Origin of the sequence: Serratia sp. Ser99, assembly GCF_024519545.1 — a bacterium.
GTDB classification, from domain to species: Bacteria; Pseudomonadota; Gammaproteobacteria; order Enterobacterales; family Enterobacteriaceae; genus Serratia; species Serratia liquefaciens.
The window spans coordinates 148,576-168,588 of sequence record NZ_JALJRT010000004.1 but is presented as its reverse complement, the minus strand read 5'-3'; the positions used below and the strand labels follow the sequence as shown (position 1 = coordinate 168,588).

At 58.3% G+C, this 20,013-nt stretch carries 18 protein-coding genes; 15 read left to right on the top strand and 3 right to left on the bottom strand.

The features are described from left to right. Positions 1–79: 79 nt before the first annotated feature. The 14 genes from NR114_RS10585 (at position 80) to NR114_RS10520 (ending at position 15,759) form a co-directional block, all read left to right on the top strand. Positions 80–3,856, top strand: coding sequence for a nitrate reductase subunit alpha (locus NR114_RS10585; RefSeq protein WP_256813583.1), 3,777 nt, complete (start codon positions 80–82; stop codon positions 3,854–3,856). Further along, entirely contained in the window at positions 3,853–5,397 is a 1,545-nt protein-coding gene (narH, locus tag NR114_RS10580) for a nitrate reductase subunit beta (protein WP_256813585.1), read from the top strand. The genes NR114_RS10585 and narH overlap by 4 nt, the downstream gene beginning before the upstream one ends. Further along, positions 5,394–6,131, top strand: coding sequence for a nitrate reductase molybdenum cofactor assembly chaperone (narJ, locus tag NR114_RS10575; protein ID WP_046373296.1), 738 nt, complete (start codon positions 5,394–5,396; stop codon positions 6,129–6,131). The genes narH and narJ overlap by 4 nt, the downstream gene beginning before the upstream one ends. 2 nt (positions 6,132–6,133) lie before the next feature. Continuing rightward, on the top strand, positions 6,134–6,811 hold the full coding sequence (gene narI, locus NR114_RS10570; protein ID WP_044551986.1) for a respiratory nitrate reductase subunit gamma: 678 nt from the start codon (positions 6,134–6,136) through the stop codon (positions 6,809–6,811). A gap of 322 nt (positions 6,812–7,133) precedes the next feature. Next, on the top strand, positions 7,134–8,141 hold the full coding sequence (locus NR114_RS10565; protein ID WP_020827434.1) for a 3-oxoacyl-[acyl-carrier-protein] synthase III C-terminal domain-containing protein: 1,008 nt from the start codon (positions 7,134–7,136) through the stop codon (positions 8,139–8,141). Further along, positions 8,138–9,154, top strand: a complete 1,017-nt coding sequence (locus NR114_RS10560; RefSeq protein WP_256813586.1) for an NAD(P)-dependent oxidoreductase — start codon at positions 8,138–8,140, stop codon at positions 9,152–9,154. Before NR114_RS10565 ends, NR114_RS10560 begins: the two co-directional genes overlap by 4 nt. Beyond that, positions 9,147–9,953 (top strand): MBL fold metallo-hydrolase, encoded by an 807-nt coding sequence (locus NR114_RS10555; RefSeq protein WP_256813587.1) that lies wholly within the window; start codon positions 9,147–9,149, stop codon positions 9,951–9,953. Before NR114_RS10560 ends, NR114_RS10555 begins: the two co-directional genes overlap by 8 nt. Beyond that, a complete protein-coding gene (locus NR114_RS10550; RefSeq protein ID WP_256813588.1) occupies positions 9,950–11,236 on the top strand; it encodes a F390 synthetase-related protein in 1,287 nt (428 codons plus the stop codon). The genes NR114_RS10555 and NR114_RS10550 overlap by 4 nt, the downstream gene beginning before the upstream one ends. Continuing rightward, positions 11,233–11,850 carry a phosphatase PAP2 family protein gene (locus NR114_RS10545; RefSeq protein WP_256813589.1) on the top strand — a complete coding sequence of 206 codons (618 nt, stop codon included), beginning with the start codon at positions 11,233–11,235 and terminating at the stop codon, positions 11,848–11,850. The genes NR114_RS10550 and NR114_RS10545 overlap by 4 nt, the downstream gene beginning before the upstream one ends. Beyond that, positions 11,847–12,965 carry a sterol desaturase family protein gene (locus NR114_RS10540; RefSeq protein WP_129940751.1) on the top strand — a complete coding sequence of 373 codons (1,119 nt, stop codon included), beginning with the start codon at positions 11,847–11,849 and terminating at the stop codon, positions 12,963–12,965. Before NR114_RS10545 ends, NR114_RS10540 begins: the two co-directional genes overlap by 4 nt. After that, positions 12,958–14,049: an acyl-CoA desaturase gene (locus NR114_RS10535; protein WP_201896295.1), complete on the top strand. Its 1,092-nt coding sequence runs from the start codon at positions 12,958–12,960 to the stop codon at positions 14,047–14,049. The genes NR114_RS10540 and NR114_RS10535 overlap by 8 nt, the downstream gene beginning before the upstream one ends. Positions 14,050–14,051: 2 nt before the next feature. After that, positions 14,052–15,146: an acyl-CoA desaturase gene (locus NR114_RS10530; RefSeq protein WP_197821246.1), complete on the top strand. Its 1,095-nt coding sequence runs from the start codon at positions 14,052–14,054 to the stop codon at positions 15,144–15,146. Positions 15,147–15,271: 125 nt separating this feature from the next. After that, on the top strand, positions 15,272–15,496 hold the full coding sequence (locus NR114_RS10525) for a hypothetical protein (RefSeq protein ID WP_020827426.1): 225 nt from the start codon (positions 15,272–15,274) through the stop codon (positions 15,494–15,496). Further along, the gene (locus NR114_RS10520; protein WP_129982705.1) at positions 15,493–15,759 is read left to right on the top strand and encodes a hypothetical protein; all 267 of its coding nucleotides are present in this window, start codon (positions 15,493–15,495) and stop codon (positions 15,757–15,759) included. The genes NR114_RS10525 and NR114_RS10520 overlap by 4 nt, the downstream gene beginning before the upstream one ends. Positions 15,760–15,767: 8 nt before the next feature. Here NR114_RS10520 and NR114_RS10515 read toward each other — a convergent pair whose 3' ends face one another. Genes NR114_RS10515 through NR114_RS10505 form a run of 3 tightly spaced genes read right to left on the bottom strand, consistent with a single transcriptional unit; the run spans position 15,768 to position 18,342 of the window. Further along, positions 15,768–15,917 (bottom strand): DUF2474 domain-containing protein, encoded by a 150-nt coding sequence (locus NR114_RS10515; RefSeq protein ID WP_071844604.1) that lies wholly within the window; start codon positions 15,915–15,917, stop codon positions 15,768–15,770. A gap of 14 nt (positions 15,918–15,931) precedes the next feature. Further along, positions 15,932–16,939, bottom strand: coding sequence for a cytochrome d ubiquinol oxidase subunit II (gene cydB, locus NR114_RS10510; RefSeq protein WP_256813594.1), 1,008 nt, complete (start codon positions 16,937–16,939; stop codon positions 15,932–15,934). Between the two features lie 2 nt (positions 16,940–16,941). Next, positions 16,942–18,342, bottom strand: a complete 1,401-nt coding sequence (locus tag NR114_RS10505; protein WP_020827422.1) for a cytochrome ubiquinol oxidase subunit I — start codon at positions 18,340–18,342, stop codon at positions 16,942–16,944. A 144-nt stretch (positions 18,343–18,486) separates the two neighbouring features. On the opposite strand from NR114_RS10505, the gene NR114_RS10500 reads away from it, so the two are divergent. After that, entirely contained in the window at positions 18,487–19,905 is a 1,419-nt protein-coding gene (locus NR114_RS10500) for a PLP-dependent aminotransferase family protein (RefSeq protein ID WP_116690289.1), read from the top strand. The last annotated feature ends 108 nt before the right edge of the window (positions 19,906–20,013 follow it).

Genomic DNA, 20,013 nt, shown 5'->3' with positions numbered 1-20,013 from the left:
AGATGAGCGAACTGGCCGCCTGCTGCGACTTGAAATCCATAGGGTAAAAAATATTAAAAAGCCCTCAGGAGAATTCCGGATGAGCAAGTTTCTAGACCGATTCCGCTATTTTAAGCAGTTGGCGGAACCCTTTTCTGGCGATCATGGCCAGACGTTGAACACCAACCGCGACTGGGAAGACGGCTACCGTAGCCGTTGGCAGCATGACAAGATTGTGCGCTCCACCCATGGGGTCAACTGCACCGGCTCCTGCAGCTGGAAAATTTATGTGAAAAACGGCCTGGTCACCTGGGAAACCCAGCAGACCGATTACCCACGTACCCGTCCCGATCTGCCAAACCATGAACCGCGCGGTTGCCCACGTGGCGCCAGCTATTCCTGGTATCTGTACAGCGCCAACCGCCTGAAATACCCGTTGATGCGCAAACGCCTGATCAAACTGTGGCGCGAAGCCAAGGCGCTGCACAGCGATCCCGTCGAGGCCTGGGGCTCGATCGTCAGCGATCCTGAAAAAGCCAAAAGCTACAAAGTGGCGCGTGGGCGCGGCGGTTTTGTGCGTTCCAGCTGGCAGGAGGTTAACGAGCTGATCGCCGCTTCCAACGTCTACACCGCCAAAACCTTCGGTCCGGATCGCATCATCGGCTTCTCGCCAATCCCGGCAATGTCGATGGTGTCTTACGCCGCCGGCGCCCGTTATTTGTCGCTGATTGGCGGCACCTGCCTGAGCTTCTACGACTGGTATTGTGACTTGCCACCGGCCTCGCCAATGACCTGGGGCGAACAGACCGACGTGCCGGAATCCGCCGACTGGTATAACTCTTCCTACATTATCGCCTGGGGTTCCAACGTGCCTCAGACGCGCACCCCGGACGCGCACTTCTTCACTGAAGTCCGTTACAAAGGCACCAAGACCGTGGCGGTCACGCCGGACTACGCCGAAGTCGCCAAGCTGTGCGACCAGTGGCTGAATCCGAAGCAGGGCACCGACAGCGCGATGGCGCTGGCGATGGGCCACGTGATGCTGAAAGAGTTCCACCTGGATCGTGAGGTGGGTTATTTCCGCGATTACGTGCGTCGTTATACCGACATGCCGATGCTGGTCATATTGGAGCCGCGCGAAGAAGGGCATTACGCCGCCGGTCGTCTGTTGCGCGCCGCCGATTTGGTTGACGGCCTGGGGGAAGAAAATAACCCTGAATGGAAAACCGTCGCCATAGATCAACGCAGTGGCGAGCTGGTTGCTCCGCAGGGGTCGATTGGTTTCCGCTGGGGCGAACAGGGCAAATGGAACCTGGAACAACGCGCCGGGCAGGACCAGCAGGAAGTTGAATTGCAACTCAGCCTGCTGGGCGCGCATGACGACGTGGCCGAGGTAGGTTTCCCTTACTTTGGCGGCATCAAAAGCGGCGCTGCCGAGGGCGGGAACTTCAACAGCGTGGCGCTGGACGAGATCCTGCTGCACAAACTGCCGGTCAAACGCCTGCGTCTGGCGGACGGCAGCGAAGCGCTGGTGACCAGCGTGTATGATTTGACCCTGGCCAACTACGGCCTCGAGCGCGGCCTGAACGACGCCAACTGTGCCACCGGCTACGACGATATCAAAGCCTATACCCCGGCCTGGGCCGAGCAAATCACCGGCGTTTCCCGCCACAACATCATCCGCATTGCGCGCGAATTTGCCGACAACGCCGAAAAAACCCATGGTCGCTCGATGATTATCGTCGGTGCCGGTGTCAACCACTGGTACCACATGGACATGACCTACCGTGGGCTGATCAACATGTTGATCTTCTGCGGCTGCGTCGGCCAGAGCGGTGGCGGCTGGGCGCACTACGTCGGCCAGGAAAAGCTGCGGCCGCAGACCGGCTGGCTGCCGCTGGCGTTTGGCCTCGACTGGCAACGTCCGCCGCGTCATATGAACAGCACCTCGTTCTTCTACAACCATTCCAGCCAGTGGCGCTACGAAACCGTAGGCACCGAAGAGCTGTTGTCGCCGATGGCGGACAAATCACGCTTTGGCGGTAGCCTGATCGATCTCAACGTGCGTGCCGAGCGCATGGGCTGGTTGCCGTCCGCACCACAGCTGGGCACCAACCCGCTGCATATTGCGGCGCAGGCGCAAGCCGCTGGACAATCGCCGGTGGATTACACCGTCGACGCCTTGAAAAAAGGGACGTTGGGCTTTGCCGCCGAGCAGCCGGACAACCCGCAGAACTTTCCGCGTAACCTGTTCGTTTGGCGCTCCAACCTGCTGGGTTCCTCCGGCAAGGGCCATGAGTACATGCTCAAATACCTGTTGGGCACCGAAAACGGCATTCAGGGCAAGGATCTGGGCCAGCAGGGCGGTGCCAAGCCGCAGGAAGTGGAATGGCTGGAAAACGGCGGCGAAGGCAAGCTGGATCTGGTGGTGACCCTCGATTTCCGCATGTCCAGCACCTGCCTGTACTCCGACATCGTGCTGCCGACCGCCACCTGGTACGAAAAAGACGACATGAATACTTCGGATATGCATCCGTTTATTCACCCGCTGTCGGCGGCAGTCGATCCGGCCTGGGACTCGAAGAGCGACTGGGAAATCTACAAGGGCATCGCCAAAGCCTTCTCCGAAGTCTGCATCGGGCATTTGGGGCAGGAAACCGACGTGGTGACGCTGCCGATCCAGCATGACTCTGCCGCAGAGCTGGCGCAGCCTTACGGCGTCAAAGACTGGAAAAAAGGCGAGTGTGACCTGATCCCGGGCAAAACCGCGCCGCATATTATGGCGGTAGAACGCGATTACCCGGCTACCTATGAGCGTTTTACTTCGCTGGGGCCACTGCTGGATAAGCTGGGCAACGGCGGTAAAGGCATCGGCTGGAACACCCAGGACGAAGTCGACTTCCTGAAAAAACTCAACTACGTGAAAACCGCCGGCCCGGCAGTGGGCAGGCCGAAGATTGAAAGCGCTATCGATGCGGCCGAAGTGATCCTGGCGTTAGCGCCGGAAACCAACGGGCAGGTGGCGGTCAAGGCGTGGGACGCGCTGGGTAAAATGACCGGTCGCGATCACCGTCACCTGGCGCTGAACAAGGAAGACGAAAAAATTCGCTTCCGTGATATTCAGGCCCAGCCGCGCAAAATCATTTCCAGCCCTACCTGGTCAGGGTTGGAAGACGAACATGTGTCGTATAACGCCTGTTATACCAACGTGCATGAGCTGATCCCATGGCGCACCATCAGCGGCCGCCAACAGCTGTATCAGGACCACGAGTGGATGCGCGCCTTTGGCGAGAGTTTGCTGGTGTACCGTCCGCCGATCGATACTCGCGCCGCGCAGCCGTTGCTGAACCAGAAGCCGAACGGCAACAAGGAGAAGGCGTTGAACTTCCTGACGCCGCACCAAAAGTGGGGCATCCACTCCACCTACAGCGACAACCTGTTGATGCTGACCCTGTCGCGCGGCGGGCCGATTGTCTGGATGAGTGAAGACGACGCCAAAGAGCTGGGCATTGAGGACAACGACTGGATCGAGGCCTTTAACGCCAACGGCGCACTGACCGCACGGGCGGTGGTCAGCCAGCGTATTCCGGCAGGCATGACCATGATGTACCACGCGCAGGAACGTATCGTGAATATCCCCGGTTCGGAAATCACCAGCCAGCGCGGTGGTATTCACAACTCGGTGACCCGCGTCTGCCCGAAACCGACCCATATGATCGGCGGCTACGCGCAGCTGGCCTACGGTTTCAACTATTACGGCACCGTCGGCTCCAACCGCGACGAGTTTGTGGTGGTACGCAAAATGAACCGCATCGATTGGTTAGACGGTGAAGGCAACGACGACTCGCAGGGCAGCCAGCAGGAGAAAGCAAAATGAAAATTCGTTCACAAGTCGGCATGGTGCTGAACCTGGACAAATGCATCGGTTGCCATACCTGTTCGGTGACCTGCAAGAACGTCTGGACCAGCCGCGAGGGTATGGAGTACGCCTGGTTCAACAACGTTGAAAGCAAACCCGGCGTCGGTTACCCGCACGCCTGGGAAGATCAGGAAAAATGGAAGGGCGGTTGGATCCGTAAAATCAACGGCAAGCTGGAACCGCGCATGGGCAGCCGCGTCGGCCTGTTGTCGAAGATTTTCGCCAACCCGGACGTGCCGGCGCTGGACGATTATTACGAGCCTTTCGACTACGACTATCAGAACCTGCATACCGCGCCGCAGGGGAAACATCAGCCGATCGCTCGTCCGCGCTCGCTGATCACCGGCCAGCGCATGAAGAAGATTGAAAGCGGCCCGAACTGGGAAGAGATCCTCGGCGGCGAATTCGAAAAACGCTCGCAGGACAAAAACTTCGACAACATGCAGAAGGCGATGTACGGCCAGTTCGAAAACACCTTCATGATGTATTTGCCGCGCCTGTGCGAACACTGCCTTAACCCGGCCTGTGTCGCTACTTGCCCAAGCGGCGCCATCTATAAGCGTAGCGAAGACGGCATTGTGCTGATCGATCAGGATAAATGCCGCGGCTGGCGCATGTGCCTGACCGGCTGTCCGTACAAGAAAATCTATTTCAACTGGAAGAGCGGCAAGTCCGAAAAGTGCATCTTCTGCTACCCGCGTATCGAATCCGGCCAGCCGACGGTGTGTTCGGAAACCTGCGTTGGCCGTATTCGCTATCTTGGCGTGTTGCTGTATGACGCCGACCGCATTGAGCAGGCCGCCGCCGCCGAAAACGAACAAGACCTCTATCAGCGCCAGTTGGATATCTTCCTGGATCCGCACGACCCGGCGGTGATTGCCCAGGCGTTGCAGGATGGCATTCCACAAGGGGTTATCGAGGCCGCACAGCAGTCGCCGGTGTATAAAATGGCGATGGACTGGAAGTTGGCACTGCCGCTGCACCCGGAATACCGCACGCTGCCGATGGTGTGGTACGTGCCACCACTGTCACCGATCCAATCCGCCGCCGATGCCGGTGAGCTGGCACACAGCGGCGTATTGCCGGACGTGGAGAGCCTGCGTATTCCGATGCAATATCTGGCCAACTTGCTGACTGCCGGGGATACCGCGCCGGTGCTGTTGGCGCTTAAACGCATGCTGGCGATGCGCCACTACAAAAGGGCGGAAACCGTTGACGGTGTGCTGGACACCAGTGCCCTGGAGCAGGTGGGGTTGAGCGAAGCGCAGGCGCAGGAGATGTACCGTTATCTGGCGATCGCCAACTATGAAGATCGCTTTGTGATCCCGTCCAGTCACCGCGAACTGGCGCGTGAGGCTTTCCCGGAAAGCAAAGGCTGCGGCTTCAGCTTTGGTGACGGCTGCCACGGCAGCGACGGTAAATTCAACCTGTTCAACAGCCGCCGTATTGACGCCATCGATGTGACGCAAAAAACCGCCCGTCAGGAGGATGCCTCATGATCAGCCTGAAAGTGATTGCCCGCCTGCTGGATTATCCGGAGCAGGCGTTATTTGACCATCAGCAGGCTCTGGTAGAGGCACTGGAGCCGGCCAGCGAACTGGATTTGCACCACAGCGCGCAGTTGATCTTGTTTATTCGTCGATTTTGCGCTCGCCCGTTGTTGGACGTGCAGGCCGAATACTGCGAACTGTTTGACCGTGGTCGCGCCACCTCGCTGCTGCTGTTTGAGCACGTACATGGCGAATCGCGCGATCGCGGCCAGGCGATGGTCGATTTGATGGCGCAATACCGTGAAGCGGGCCTGGAGATCGACAGCCGTGAACTGCCGGACTTTTTGCCGCTGTATCTGGAATACCTGGCCAGCCGCAGCCCAGCGGAGGCGCGCGGTGGCTTGCAGGACATCGCGCCGATCCTGGCGCTGTTGGGCGCACGTTTACAGCAGAGGGAAAGCCCGTACGCGGTGTTGTTTGACCTGTTGCTGGTGCTGTCCGGTACCGAGGTGAAAAGCGCCAGCCTGGAAAGCCAGGTGGCGGGAGAAGCCAGGGACGACACGCCGCAGGCGCTGGACGCGGTCTGGGAAGAGGAGCAGATACGATTCACTTCCCAGGGCGGTCCCGGTGAGCAAGGCTGCGCTTCGGCACAGCAAACGGCACATCAGCGGCGTTTTGCCGGCGCGGTGGCGCCACAGTACCTGGACCTGACGGATGCGCTAACCGGAACCAAAGGACGCTAATCATGCAATTTTTAAATCAATTCTTCTTCGATATTTACCCCTATCTGGCGGGAGCGATTTTCCTGATAGGTAGCTGGTTACGCTACGATTACGGGCAGTACAGCTGGCGTGCCGGCTCCAGCCAAATGCTGGATAAAAAGGGCATGCGGTTGGCTTCCAACCTGTTCCATATCGGTATTTTGGGTATTTTCGCCGGGCACTTCCTCGGCATGCTGACGCCGCACTGGATGTATGAAGCCTTCCTGCCGATCGACGTGAAACAGAAACTGGCGATGATCGCCGGCGGTGCCTGCGGCGTGATGACGCTGGTTGGCGGGGCGCTGTTGCTGAAACGCCGCCTGACCAACCCACGAGTGCGGGCCACCAGCAGCTTTGCCGACATCATGATCCTGACGCTGTTGGTGGTGCAGGTGTGTCTGGGGCTGCTGACCATTCCGTTCTCCGCCCAGCATATGGACGGCAGCGAGATGATGAAGCTGGTGGCCTGGGCGCAGGCAGTGGTGACTTTCCACGCTGGGGCGTCACAGCATTTGGCCGGCGTTGCGTTGATCTTCAAATTGCATATGGTGCTGGGCATGACGCTGTTCGTGCTGTTCCCGTTCTGCCGTCTGGTGCATATCTGGAGCGTGCCGGTGGAATACCTGACCCGTCGCTACCAATTGGTGCGTAACCGCCGTTAATTCCTCGCCTACATAGCGGCAATGCCTGCCAGGTGTTGCCGCTTTTCTGCTTCTCCGTTGTTTTCCACCTATTCTTAATTCATCTCCCCTGAGTGAGTTCCTGTAGATCTCCGTTCGACCTTGCTCTAGGCTGTGGCCGGATAAACAGACGTGATTTATCGGCTCAGTTAAATGAACGGAATCAATCAGTAAGAATGCCACTTAGGTTTTTCTTTATACTGATGTCAAACAAGGGTGTGGCTGTGGATAGCGGGGTTTGAATCATTAACCGCGCTTGAGAGTCGGCCAACGGAATAATGGACACACAGGCTGAACAACGATAATGACCCTAAATAGCCTTTCCCAAAGCTTATTGCCTCTTAAAATTATTGCGACCGGCGCGGCGTTGCCGCCGCAGTGCGTCGAATCCTCGGCGCTGGATCGTCGCTTGAACAAGTCGGCCGGTTACGTAGAAAAACGTTCGGGCATTATTCATCGTTTCCATGCCGACAATGATGCCAGCCAGGCTGAACTGGCCGTTGCCGCGCTGGACGATGCTCTTGCCCGCCATGCGATCCCGCGAGATTCCATCGATCTGCTGATCTCTGCCTCGGCCATCGCGGTGCAGGCATTGCCTTTCAGCGCCGCCCATATTCTTAAACTGGCACGACTGCGGCCGGGTATTGCGGGCTTTGATATCAACACCAGCTGCGTGAGCTTTATTTCCGCATTGCAGGTGGCGGCGGGGTTACTCAATACGGGCGTTTATCGGCGTATTGCCATTGTCTCTGCCGATATTGCTTCGCGCGGTATCGACTGGGAAGACGAAGAGTCTTCATTGATCTTCGGTGATGGCGCGGCCTGTGCCATTGTCGAACGCGGTGACGGGCGTAGCGGTATTTTGTCCTACCTGATGGAAACCCACCCGGAAGGCAGCGATCTGTGTGAAATCAGGGCTGGGGGGACGCGCTGTAATCCGCGTGCCGGCATGAACGACAGTGACTTTCTGTTCCATATGAAGGGCAAGCAGCTGTTCCGCCAGGCGTCGGCGCTGATCGAAAGCTTCCTTGGCCGCTTGTTGTCGGCTGCGGGGCTAAACCTGGCGCAAATCGCCACCGTGGTACCGCATCAGGCCAGCCATCTCTCTTTGGAACATATGCGCAAGCGGCTGCACGTTTCCCCGCAGGCCCTGGTGGATATCTATCGTTATCGGGGCAATCAGGTGGCGGCTTCGATCCCTTCGACCCTGCACCAAGCGGCGATCACCGGCAGGCTGCACGCCGGACGTCCGGTGATGCTGATCGGCACCGCCGCCGGTTTAACGCTGGGCGGCATGGTACTGCTGCCATGAGAGTGTTGATCACCGGAGCGACCAGCGGGCTGGGGCGCAACGCCGCCGAGTGGCTGCTGGCCGCCGGGCATCAGGTGCATGCCACCGGGCGGGACGTTGCCGTTGGACGGCAGTTGGCGGCACGGGGCGCCAAGTTTACCGCGCTGGATCTGACCCTCGCCGACGACGGGCAGTGTGAGCAGTTAATGGCGGGCTACGATATTGTCTGGCACTGCGCCGCAAAATCTTCTCCCTGGGGGAGCCGCCAGGCATTTTATCAAGCCAATACCCGCGTGACGGAAAAACTGGCCCATGCCGCCGGACGTTGCGCAGTGCAGCGGTTCATTCATATTTCAACGCCGGCGGTTTATTTCGATTTCAGCCACCGTCATAACGTGACCGAAGCGGATGTTTCCCCACGCTTTGCCAATCACTATGCCGCCAGCAAGTTTGCTGCCGAGCAACGTATTGCGGCGCTGCTGCCTGATTATCCGCAAACCACCTACCTGATCTTGCGCCCTCGCGGCCTGTTCGGACCTCATGACCGGGTGATTGTGCCCAGGATACTGGCGCAGCTGCAGGGCGATAAAGGCCTGCTGCGTTTGCCGGGCGGCGGTTCGGCTTATCTGGACCTTACCTTTGTGCTCAACGTGGTGCATGCGATGGATCTCGCCAGCCGTCAACCAGGTTTGCCGTCCGGCAGCATTTTCAATATCACCAACCAACAGCCGCAGCGGCTGACCGATATGTTGCACCAGTTGCTCAACCGGCAGCTCGGCTGGCAATACGCCGTCAAAGCGGTGCCTTATCCCTTATTGTCGGGCGTTGCGGCGGGGATGGAGCTGTTGGCGCACGTCACCCGTAAAGAACCGATGCTGACCCGCTATAGCGTTGCGGCAGCCTATTTCGACATGACGCTGGATAACACCCAGGCGATAGAGGTGCTGGGTTACCGGCCGCGCTACAGCCTGGAGCAGGGGATCGAACTGACGGCGCAGTGGTTAAAGCAGCAGGGGATGAGCGCAGATGGCTAATATCACGACCTTTGAAATCGGTTATTGCACTCATCTGGGCTGCATGGCGCTGCGCGGTTCGGCGATGCGCACCTGTAAATTTCCTTCCCGGGCCTATCTGCTGGAAGTCGGCGAGCGCCGCTGGCTGTGGGATACCGGTTATGCCAGCCATTTTGAACATTACACCGCCAGCGGCATTCTTCGGCTTTATCGCCAGGTGACGCCGGTTTATTTCAGTCCGCAGCAGGCACTGTTGGAACAGTTGCGCAGTCTGGGGCTGAACACTGGCGATATCGAGGCGGTGATCATTTCGCACTTTCATGCGGACCACATTGCCGGTCTGCGAGACTTCAGCAGCCTGAAGATGATTTGCTCCGGCGAAGGGTGGCAGCAAACCCGAGAGCTGCGCGGTTTTGCCGCATTGAAAAGGGCGTTTGTGCCAGGATTGATCCCGGAAGGTTTTGAATCTGCGCTGCAGTTCGTCGAGGCATTTCCGCAGCAAAGCCTGTCTGCCGCATTGGCCCCCTTCCAACAGGGCTATGTGCTGCCGGGCAGCGGTGGAGAAATTGTTATCGTGCCGCTGCCGGGGCACGCCGCCGGGCACCTTGGGGCCTTTGTCCTGACCGATGCCGGTTGGACGCTGCTGGCCAGCGATGCCGCCTGGTCGCCGCTGAACTATCAGCAACTGCGTGGCCCTTCGCGGTTGGCTAACCTGATCATGGACAATCCGCGCAGCTATTACGACACCCTGGGCGCGCTCAACCAGCTCTATCTTGGCGGCGCTGCGGAGATCCGCCTGTGTCATGAGGGGGATTTATGATCCCGCTGATGACGCTATGGCACTACCTGCGCGCGCGGCGACTGCGCTTTACCCAACGGGCGGCACTGGAGGCCTATCAGGCGCGCCAGCTGAAGCGGTTTGCCCAGCGCGTATTGGCGAGCAGTCCCTATTTTCAGCCCTATAGTTCATTGCCTCTGACCGAGTGGCCAACGATGGACAAGGCGGTGATGATGGCCAATTTCGATCGGATGAACACCGCCGGTCTGCGATTGGAGGCGCTTTTGGCCTGTGCCCGACGCAGCGAAAGCGATCGCGATTTCAGCCCTAAAGTGGGCAACTACAGCGTCGGTTTATCTACCGGTACCTCTGGGCGGCGCGGCGTGTTCGTCGTCAGCCCGCAGGAGCAGCAGATTTGGGCCGGTGGCATGCTGGCAAAAATGTTGCCGCAGGGGGTATTTGCCGGGGAGAAGGTCGCGTTGTTCCTGCGGGCCGACAACAACCTGTACCACAGCGTCAATAACCGTTGGCTGAGCCTGTCGTTTTACGATCTGTTCGCTCCCTTTACCGAACATTTGCCGCAGATTGAACGTGAACAGCCGACGATTATCGTGGCCCCGGCCCAGGTATTGTGCGCCCTGGCTGATGCCGTTGAACGCGGCGAACTCAAGCTCAGCGTCAAAAAAGTGATTTCAGTGGCCGAAGTGCTGGAACCGCAGGATCGCCAGCGCCTGCAGCGGGTGTTTGCGCAGGTGGGAGAAGTGTATCAAGCCACCGAAGGTTTTTTGGCCGCGACCTGCAGCCACGGCACTTTGCATCTGAACGAAGAGTTTATTCATGTCGAACCGCAGTGGATCGACGAGCGGCGTTTTATCCCGTTGATTACCGATTTTACCCGCCGTACTCAACCGATAGTGCGTTATCGCCTGGACGATATTCTGGTGAGGCGCGAACAGCCCTGTCCCTGCGGGCTGGCGACCATGGCATTGGATCGTATCGAAGGGCGCTGCGATGACCAACTGCTGTTACCAGCCAGGCAGGGCGCAATGCAGCAGGTCTTCGCCGACCTGTGTCGCCGCGTGATAGCCAATGCGTTGCCGGCGGTGGCGGATTATCGGCTGACGCAACAGCGCGACAGCGAGCTGTATCTGATGGCCGATTGCAGCCCGGAGGCGTTGGCGAATTGCCAACGGCAATTGATCGCGCTGTTCGAACAGCAAGGTATTGCCACGGAGCAATTGACGTGGCGCCTGCAAGCGCAGGCGATCATGCCGCAGTTCGATGCCAAGCGCCGCCGCATTGTTCGCATGCCGGAGGCCGGATGAAACTCGTTGTTTATCGCCTATGGCAGATGCTGCTGGGGTGGGGATTTGTCGGGGTCATCTACCACGGTAGCGATCGCTGGCAAGGTGCCGGCCACCTGCTGACACCAGGTTGGGTCGACCGAGCGATCCCGTTCAGCCCGCACGCCATCTGGCTGTATCTGTCGTTTTTCCTGATTATCCCGCTGTGCTATCTGCTTTGCCCGTTAAACCGGTTAAAATGGCTCAGAAGTACCATGCAGCTTAGCGCCTTGCTGGCGGGAGCCATTTATCTGCTGTGGCCGACGACGATGAACTACCCGATCGTTCCTTCCGATTCGGTGAGCGGCGATTTACTGGCGAGGTTGATCAGCGTCGATTCGTCGCAAAACTGCCTGCCTTCACTGCATATCGCCTTGACGGTGTTGGCGGTGTGGGCAGCGGCGGAAAGCCGCAAAAAACTGCGCAGCGCGTTGCTGATCGTCTGGGGGCTGGCGATTGCCTTTTCTATCTTGCAACTGCGTCGGCACCTGTTTGTGGATTTGCTCAGTGGGGCGGCGTTGGCATGGGGCGTGGGCTACGTCTGCCAGCGAGTTCAAGGGATTGGCGGGGGCGTACGGCAGGGGGAAGAGTCATGATCGATCTGGTGATACCTATCGTGTTTATGCTGTTGGTGGTGCTGGGGGAAGCCCTGTGGCTACAGTGGCGGCGCAAGGGCAGCGTGGATTGGCATGACGTGATTTTCAACCTCAACTCCGGGCATATCATGCTGTGGCTGTTTCGCGGTTTGGAGATAGCCTGCTACGGCTACGTGGTCACGCATTTTAATCAAGGCTGGCTGGACGGTTGGCCGCCGGTGCTGATGTGGCTGTTTGCGATACTGGCGTGGGATTTCGGCTTTTACTGGCTGCACCGGTTACACCACCGTTTTCGCCTGCTGTGGGCGGTGCATGTGGTGCATCACCAGGGCGAGCATTTCAATCTGTCGCTGGGCGTGCGCAACTCGTGGTATTCGTCACTGACCTCGATCCCGTTCTTTATGCTGTTGGCATTGGCGGGCGTGCCGCTGTCGGTGTTCATCACCGTTTCTATCCTGCATTACAGCATTCAGCTGTTTAACCATAATTCGGTAACCCCCAAACTCGGCTTTCTGGAGCACATCCTGGTGACACCGGCGCATCATCGGGTGCACCACGTTAAAGATTTGGCCTATTCCAACCGGAATTTTGGCGGCAGCTTTATCTTCTGGGACAAGCTGTTTGGCACCTTTTGCCCGGCGCTGCCGACGGAGCCCTTTACCTATGGCGTGCGTGGCGACAAATCTTCCGCCAACCCGTTTTGGGCCAGTAACCTGCCGTTTATGCGCTACTTCAAGCTGCCTTTCCAGCCTTCGAGCAAGAGCGGGCATTTCCGCTGTTCCGCCGGCTGCCTGGTAAGCGGGGCGATGCTGCTGTTCGCTCTGGTGTTGGGTTACGTTTATCGTTTTGGTTACGGGTATGGCGGGGTGACCGGCGAGCAGGCGGCGTTGTTTGTGTTGTTGGCGGCCGGGGCGATAGCCTTGGGTGGGATGGCTGAAGGTCGCCGCTGGGGCGTAGGCGTTTGGCTGTTGGTGACGTTGGCATTCCCCCTGTGGTTACTGAGTGTGCCCGATGGGCAGTCTGCTCTCTGGTGGGGCGTTGCCGGTGGCATGGTGTTGCACGGTTGCGCTGTCGCGGTCGGTTGGGGACGCCAAAAGGAGGCCGCGTATGGCTGATTTGCCGCCGCTGAGTTTCCCCGCAGCGGGGGAACAGGCGTTTCATCGGGAATTGAAACGACGGGCGCATGCTTATCTGAGCGCTCGCGACGATCACCGGTTTGCCGATGCGGCCCGTTGGGCCAAGGCCACGATTTTGTTGCTGCTTTGCGTGGGTTTCTACCTGCTCAGTTTGATGCAGCACCAGGCTCTGGCCTTTATGCTGAGTTACTTCGCTTTTGTCATGATGGGCATGTTGCTGAACGTCAACGTCAATCACGATGCTTCGCACAACGCCTTCGCCCGCACGCCGTGGGTCAATCGTCTGGCCGGGCGGCTGGTGACTTTGCCGCTGGGCGTCGATCCGGATTACTGGCGAACCCGGCACGTCAGCTATCACCATGTGTATGCTAACGTCGAACATTACGATCTGGATACGGAAGAGAACGGCTTTTTCCGCCAAACCCCGTTCCAACGTTGGCGGGCTTATATGCGCTATCAACATCTTTACTGGCCGCTGATTGCCGCGCTGTCGCTGCCGTACATTGCGCTGGTGTTCGATTGGTCGGATCGCTTGGGCAAAACACCGTTGGCGACCAAGGGCGTATTGCCGGGGCGCAAGGGCTGGGCGATGTTCATTGCCGGCAAATTGTGTCACCTGTTGCTGGTGCTGGTGATCCCGCTGGTGGTGGCACAACAAAATGGCATCGGCTGGCAAACGGTACTGATTGCCTATTTGATTAGCCAAATGCTGGCCTCGTTACTGGTGGTTTTTTTGCTGTTGGGCACGCACTGGGCGCAAGCCGAATTTTATGCGGTGCCGGCAGGCAGCCAGATGCCGCAGGGCTGGTATCGGCATAACTTCGCCACCGCCTGCGACTGGGAAACTTCGCCGAAGAGCTTGCACCATCTGACCGGCGGGCTGAATTATCACCTTACTCATCATCTGTTCCCCGGCTGGAATCATCGCCATTATCCGGCGCTGGCTGCCATATTGGCTGAGACGGCGGCGCGACACGGCATGGATTATCGCTGTATCGGTTATCGTGAATTGTTGCGACAGCAGCAACGTTTTTTACGTGCTATGGGGCAGCCACCACAATGAAAATGCCGGATACCACACCGCTGCCGCCTTTGGCGTTCCAGCGAGAGGCGAGTGAGATCCATCAGGAGCTGATGCGGGCCAGCCAGGCCTACCTGGCGACGCGCGGCGATCACCGTTTTGCCGACGGCAGAATGTTCGCCAAGCTGTTGGCGCTAATACTGCTGTGCGCCGGTTTTTACGCGCTGAGCCTGCAGCAGCAACATTTCTGGGCCTATTTCGGCTGTTACGTCGGCTTTATTTTTTCCGCCATGATGCTAACGGTGAATGTAGTACACGACGCCTCGCATAATGCCGTTTTCAAACGCGCACGGTTAAATCACTGGCTTAACTTCTTTGTCAGTATGCCCCTGGGGCTGGATGCCGACTGCTGGCGAGTGCGGCATGTCATTTTCCACCACGCCTATAACAACATCGAAGGTTACGATCCGGACATTGAACCCAACGGGGTGTTGCGCCAAACGCCGTTCCAGCACCGCAAGGCGTTTATGCGCCTTCAGCCTTACTATTGGCCGATCGTCGCGGCGCTGACTTTCCCTTATTACATCTGGTTGTTCGACTGGTTGGATCGCGCCGGTAAAACCCGCATGACGCCAAAGATGATGTTCCATGGCCGGAAGGGATGGGGGATTTTCCTGTTGGGCAAGCTGGCGCATTTTACCCTGGCGCTGGCCGTTCCGCTGTGGCTCACGCCGCCGACGATCGGTGTCGGCACAGTGTTACTGACCTATCTGCTCAGCCAGATGCTGTCGTCGCTGGTGTTTGTGATGCTGATTGTCGGCACCCACTGGGCCAAAGCCAACTTTTATCAGGCCCCCGAACAGGGAAGGTTGGCGCACGGTTGGTATCAGCACGTTTTTGCCACCACCTTTGACTGGCAAGCTTCACCGGCGTGGCTGGGTTATTGGCTTGGCGGGGCTAACCTGCACCTGACGCACCATCTGTTTCCCCATTGGAATCACCGCCACTACCCGGCATTGAGTCGAATCATTGAAGAGGTTGCCCCGCGTTTTGGCATTGATTATCGGGTCCTTGAACTGAGGGAGCTGTTGCGGTTACAGCAACGTTTTCTCAGCGCTATGGGGCGTAAGCCCAGCTGATCGTTGCTAAACGCAAGTCTTGCAACATATTGAATTTGCGAGACGTTACGCAGTTCACTAATTGAACAGGCCGTGCGGCTCACGTAAACTCTATCTCACTGACAGTCAGCCACAGGAGGTGGAGTATGCGCAGTTTGCCGATCCGTTTATCCAATAAGATTGATGACGATCTGAATGATATAGCCCGGCGCCATGGGATGGAGAAAACCGAGGTGATCAAGATGGCCTTTGCGTTGATAGCCATAGCCGATAAGCACTGGATGAAACAGAACGGAACGTCCCTTGGCATCGTGAGGGAGAATGGCAAAGAGTTGGAGGCCGTGGGGCGAGTCGTGGGGATCTTCCCATGAGCATCGAAAACGCAAACCTGCACGATGAGGCCGCCAAGGGGTACCTGAAGGAGATATTGGTCTTCGATGAAATGGAACGTTTGCGCTTGGCGCGTCAGGTGCTGTGCGGGATCTTCGTGATAAGCGTGGGCGTTTTTACCGCCCACGCTTATTGGGATCAAAGCGAGCCTATCAGGCAAGTGTTCGAGCTGTTGAAAATTGGTGCGCTACCCTTGGTAACGCTGGTTATTTCCTTCTACTTCCCCAATACTTCGGCCAGATAGCGCTCAACTTATTCCGATTTCATGCCCGCGGCGGTCATCAGCAGGCGGAACATCGAGGCGACCAGGAACAGCCCCAGTACGCTGGCGCTCCAGATAATCACCAGCCAGCCAACGCGCTTCCACCAGGGGGCCGGAGCGGATGCGGTTTTATTTTGCATAATGTCCTCCCTCATCAGTGGTAACCCTGTTCATGGCTGACCTTGCCGCGGAACACGTAGTAGCTCCAGAAGGTGTAGACCAAGATAATCGGGATGATAAACAGCGCGCCGACCAGCATAAAGCCCAGGCTTTGCGGTGGGGCTGCGGCGTCCCACAGGGTGATGGACGGTGGGATCAACAGCGGCCAGATGCTGATGCCCAAGCCGCTCAGGCCGAGGAACACCAGCAGCAGGGTCAGCAAGAACGGCGAATAGTGCGCCGCGTTTTTCACGCCGCGCTGGATGCCCCAGGCGCTGAGCAACACCAATACCGGCACCGGCATCAGCCAGAACAGGTTTGGCAACGTAAACCAGCGGCTGGCGATCTCGGGATGGGCAATCGGCGTCCAGATACTGACCACCGCCAACACCAGCAGCAGAGTGATCAGCAGCGGCGTTGCCAACCGATACATGCGTGCCTGCAGATCCCCGGCGGTCTTCATCACCAGCCAGGTACAGCCCAGCAGTGCATAGGTCACCACCAGCCCCAACCCGCAAAACAGCGCGAACGGCGTCAGCCAGTCTAGAGCACCACCGGCATAGCTACGGCCGTTGACCGGGAAGCCGTTGATGATGGCACCCACCACCACCCCCTGACTGAAGGTGGCGAAGAGAGAGCCCCAGATAAACGCCTTATCCCAGATATGCCGCTTTTCTTCCTTGGCCTTGAAGCGGAATTCAAAGGCCACGCCGCGGAAAATCAACCCGAACAGCATCAGGGTGAGCGGGATGGCCAGCGCATCGAGGATCACCGCGTAGGCCAACGGGAAGGCGCCAAACAGCGCCGCACCGCCCAGCACCAGCCAGGTTTCGTTACCGTCCCACACCGGTGCGACGGTGTTCATCATCACATCGCGGTCACCGCTGTCCTTGACCCACGGGAACAGGATGCCGATACCCAAATCAAAGCCGTCCATTACCACGTACATCATGGTGCTGAACACGATGATCACAAACCAAATCAACGGAAGATCAATGCCCATGCTCAGCTCCTGTCATCCAGAGTTTCTTTTACCGCAGACAGCGGGCGAGCCGGTCTGCCGTCCGTGTCGTCTTCATGGCTTTCATGCTGCTGCGGTCCTTTACGGATCAGACGCATCATGTAGGAGTAGCCCACGCCGAACACCGAACAGTAAACGATGATAAACGCCAGCAGGCTGATGCTCATGTGCAAATCACCGTGCGCAGAGACCGCATCTTTGGTACGCAGCAGGCCATAGACCACCCACGGCTGTCGGCCGATTTCGGTGGTGAACCAACCCGCCAGCAGCGCCAGCAGCCCCGATGGCCCCATCCACAGGATGAAGTACAGGAAGGGACGCGACTGGTACAGCCCGCCGCGCCAGCGCAGCCACAGGCTCCACACCCCAGCGAGGATCATCAGCATGCCGAGCGCCACCATGATGCGGAACGACCAGAACACCACGGTGGAGTTGGGGCGATCTTCCGGCGGGAAGGATTTCAGCGCCGGGACCTGTTCGGTCAGGCTGTGAGTCAGGATCAGGCTGCCAAGATAGGGCACTTCCAGCTTGAAGCGAGTCTCTTCACGCTCCATGTCCGGCCAACCGAACAGGATCAGCGGGGTTGCCTCTCCCGGCGGGTTTTCCCAGTGGCCTTCAATGGCGGCAATCTTCGCCGGTTGGTACTTAAGCGTATTCAGGCCGTGTGCATCACCAATCAGGGCTTGTACCGGCGCGACGATCAGCGCCATCCACATCGCCATCGACAGCATTTTGCGCATTGCCGGCGTATCACGCCCGCGCAGCAGGTGCCAGGCGGCGGAAGCGCCCACGAAGAAGGCCGAAGACAGGAAGGCGGCGGTCGACATGTGCAACAGACGGTAGGGGAATGACGGGTTGAATATCACTTTCAGCCAGTCGACCGGAACCACCTGACCGTTGATGATTTCGTGACCCTGCGGTGTTTGCATCCAGCTGTTGGAAGCCAGGATCCAGAAGGTGGAAATCAGGGTGCCCAGCGCCACCATGCAGGTCGCGAAGAAGTGCAATCCAGGCCCGACGCGGTTCCAACCGAACAGCATCACCCCAAGGAAACCGGCTTCGAGGAAGAAGGCGGTAAGCACTTCATAGGTCAGCAACGGGCCGGTAATACTGCCGGCAAACTCAGAGAAGAAGCTCCAGTTGGTACCGAACTGATAGGCCATTACCAGCCCGGAAACCACGCCCATGCCGAAGTTGACGGCGAAAATTTTTGACCAGAAATGGTACAAATCGCGATAGGCTTCATTGCGCGTTTTCAGCCATAACCCTTCCAGCACCGCCAGATAACTGGCCAAACCTATGGTGATTGCAGGAAAAATAATATGGAAAGAAACGGTGAAGGCGAACTGTATTCTGGCAAGTTCCAGTGCATCAAGACCCAGCATGGCGCCTCCTTGGGTTGGACATAAAATAACCTCTTCAGTATAGCTGTAATTTTTTTGTGGAAAGCTTGGCGTCAAGTTAAGCACGGAGTACAGTGACTATAATAGTGACAGTTATTTCACTTTTTCATATAACAGTTAAGGCCTATGACCAGATACGAGCAGCTTGCACAACAAATTCGTGAACAGATCCAGAACCGGGTATGGCGGGCGGGGGATAAGCTGCCTTCGCTGCGGGAAAGCGGTAAACGCGCAGGCCTGAGTCTGATGACGGTGGTGCAGTCGTATCAACTGCTGGAGAGCCAGGGCTGGATCGTTGCGCGCCCGCAGTCCGGTTATTATGTGGCGGCGCGTCCGCAGCCGCTGCCGCAGCCGGCACGCGGGGAGAAACTGCTGCTGAGCGAGCAGGTAGACATCAACACCTTTGTCTTCGACGTGCTGCAGGCGTGCAAAGACCCAGGCATTGTCCCGTTCGGTTCGGCCTTTCCGGATGCCACGCTGTTTGCTCAGCCGAAGCTGGCGCGGGCGCTGAGCAGCGTAGCGCGCAAATTTACCCCGCACAGTTCGCTGGCTAACCTGCCGCCCGGCAACGACGCGCTGCGCCGCAACATTGCCCAGCGTTATGCTTTAAGCGGCATGCAGGTCGCCCCGGATGAAATCGTGATTACCGCCGGAGCCATGGAGTCGCTGAGCCTTAGCCTGCAGGCGGTGACGCAGCCGGGGGATTACGTGGCGATCGAGTCCCCGGCCTTTTACGGGGCGTTGCAGGCGCTGGAGCGGCTGCGGTTAAAGGCGGTGGCGATCGCGACCCATCCGCAGGACGGCATCGATCTGGATGCGTTGGAACATGCCTTGGAACAGTACCCGATCAAGGCCTGCTGGCTGATGACCTACTTCCAGAATCCATTGGGCGCCTCGATGCCGGAAGAGAATAAACAGCGGCTGGTGGGCATGCTGCGCGAGCGGCAGATATCGCTGATTGAGGACGATGTTTACGGCGAACTGTATTTCAGCGCTGAGCGCCCGCAGCCGGCCAAAGCATTAGACCAGGGCGGACAGATTTTGCACTGTTCGTCGTTTTCCAAATGTCTTGCGCCGGGCTTTCGCGTGGGCTGGGTGGCTGCCGGGCGCTACGCACAGCAGATCCAGCGTTTGCAACTGATGAGCACGGTATCCACCAGCGTGCCCACCCAGTTGGCGATCGCTGATTATCTGCTACACGGTGGCTACGATACCCATCTGCGGCGCTTGCGTCGGCTGCTGGCTCAGCGTCAGAGCATGATGCGTCAGGCGATTGCTCACCACTTCCCTCCGACCGTAAAGGTCAGCCAGCCAGATGGCGGTTACTTTTTGTGGGTAGAGCTGGATCCGGCGTTGTCGTCGATGGAGCTGTATCAGCGCGCGCTGGCGCTGGGGGTGAGTATCGCGCCGGGCAGGATGTTCACCACCGGCAACCATTTCAACCACTGCTTCCGACTGAACGCCTCTTTCGACTGGAGCGACAAGCATGAAGCGGCTATCCAGACCTTAGCCAAACTTATCCGGCAGCTCGAGCCGGCAGGCTAAACTCCACCCAACGGCCGGCTATCGCAATAGAAAAATTCATATTGCGATTTCCGGCAATAGAATGCCGGTTTCGTTGTTAGACAGCCTCCCGGCCGCCGATTACTCTGC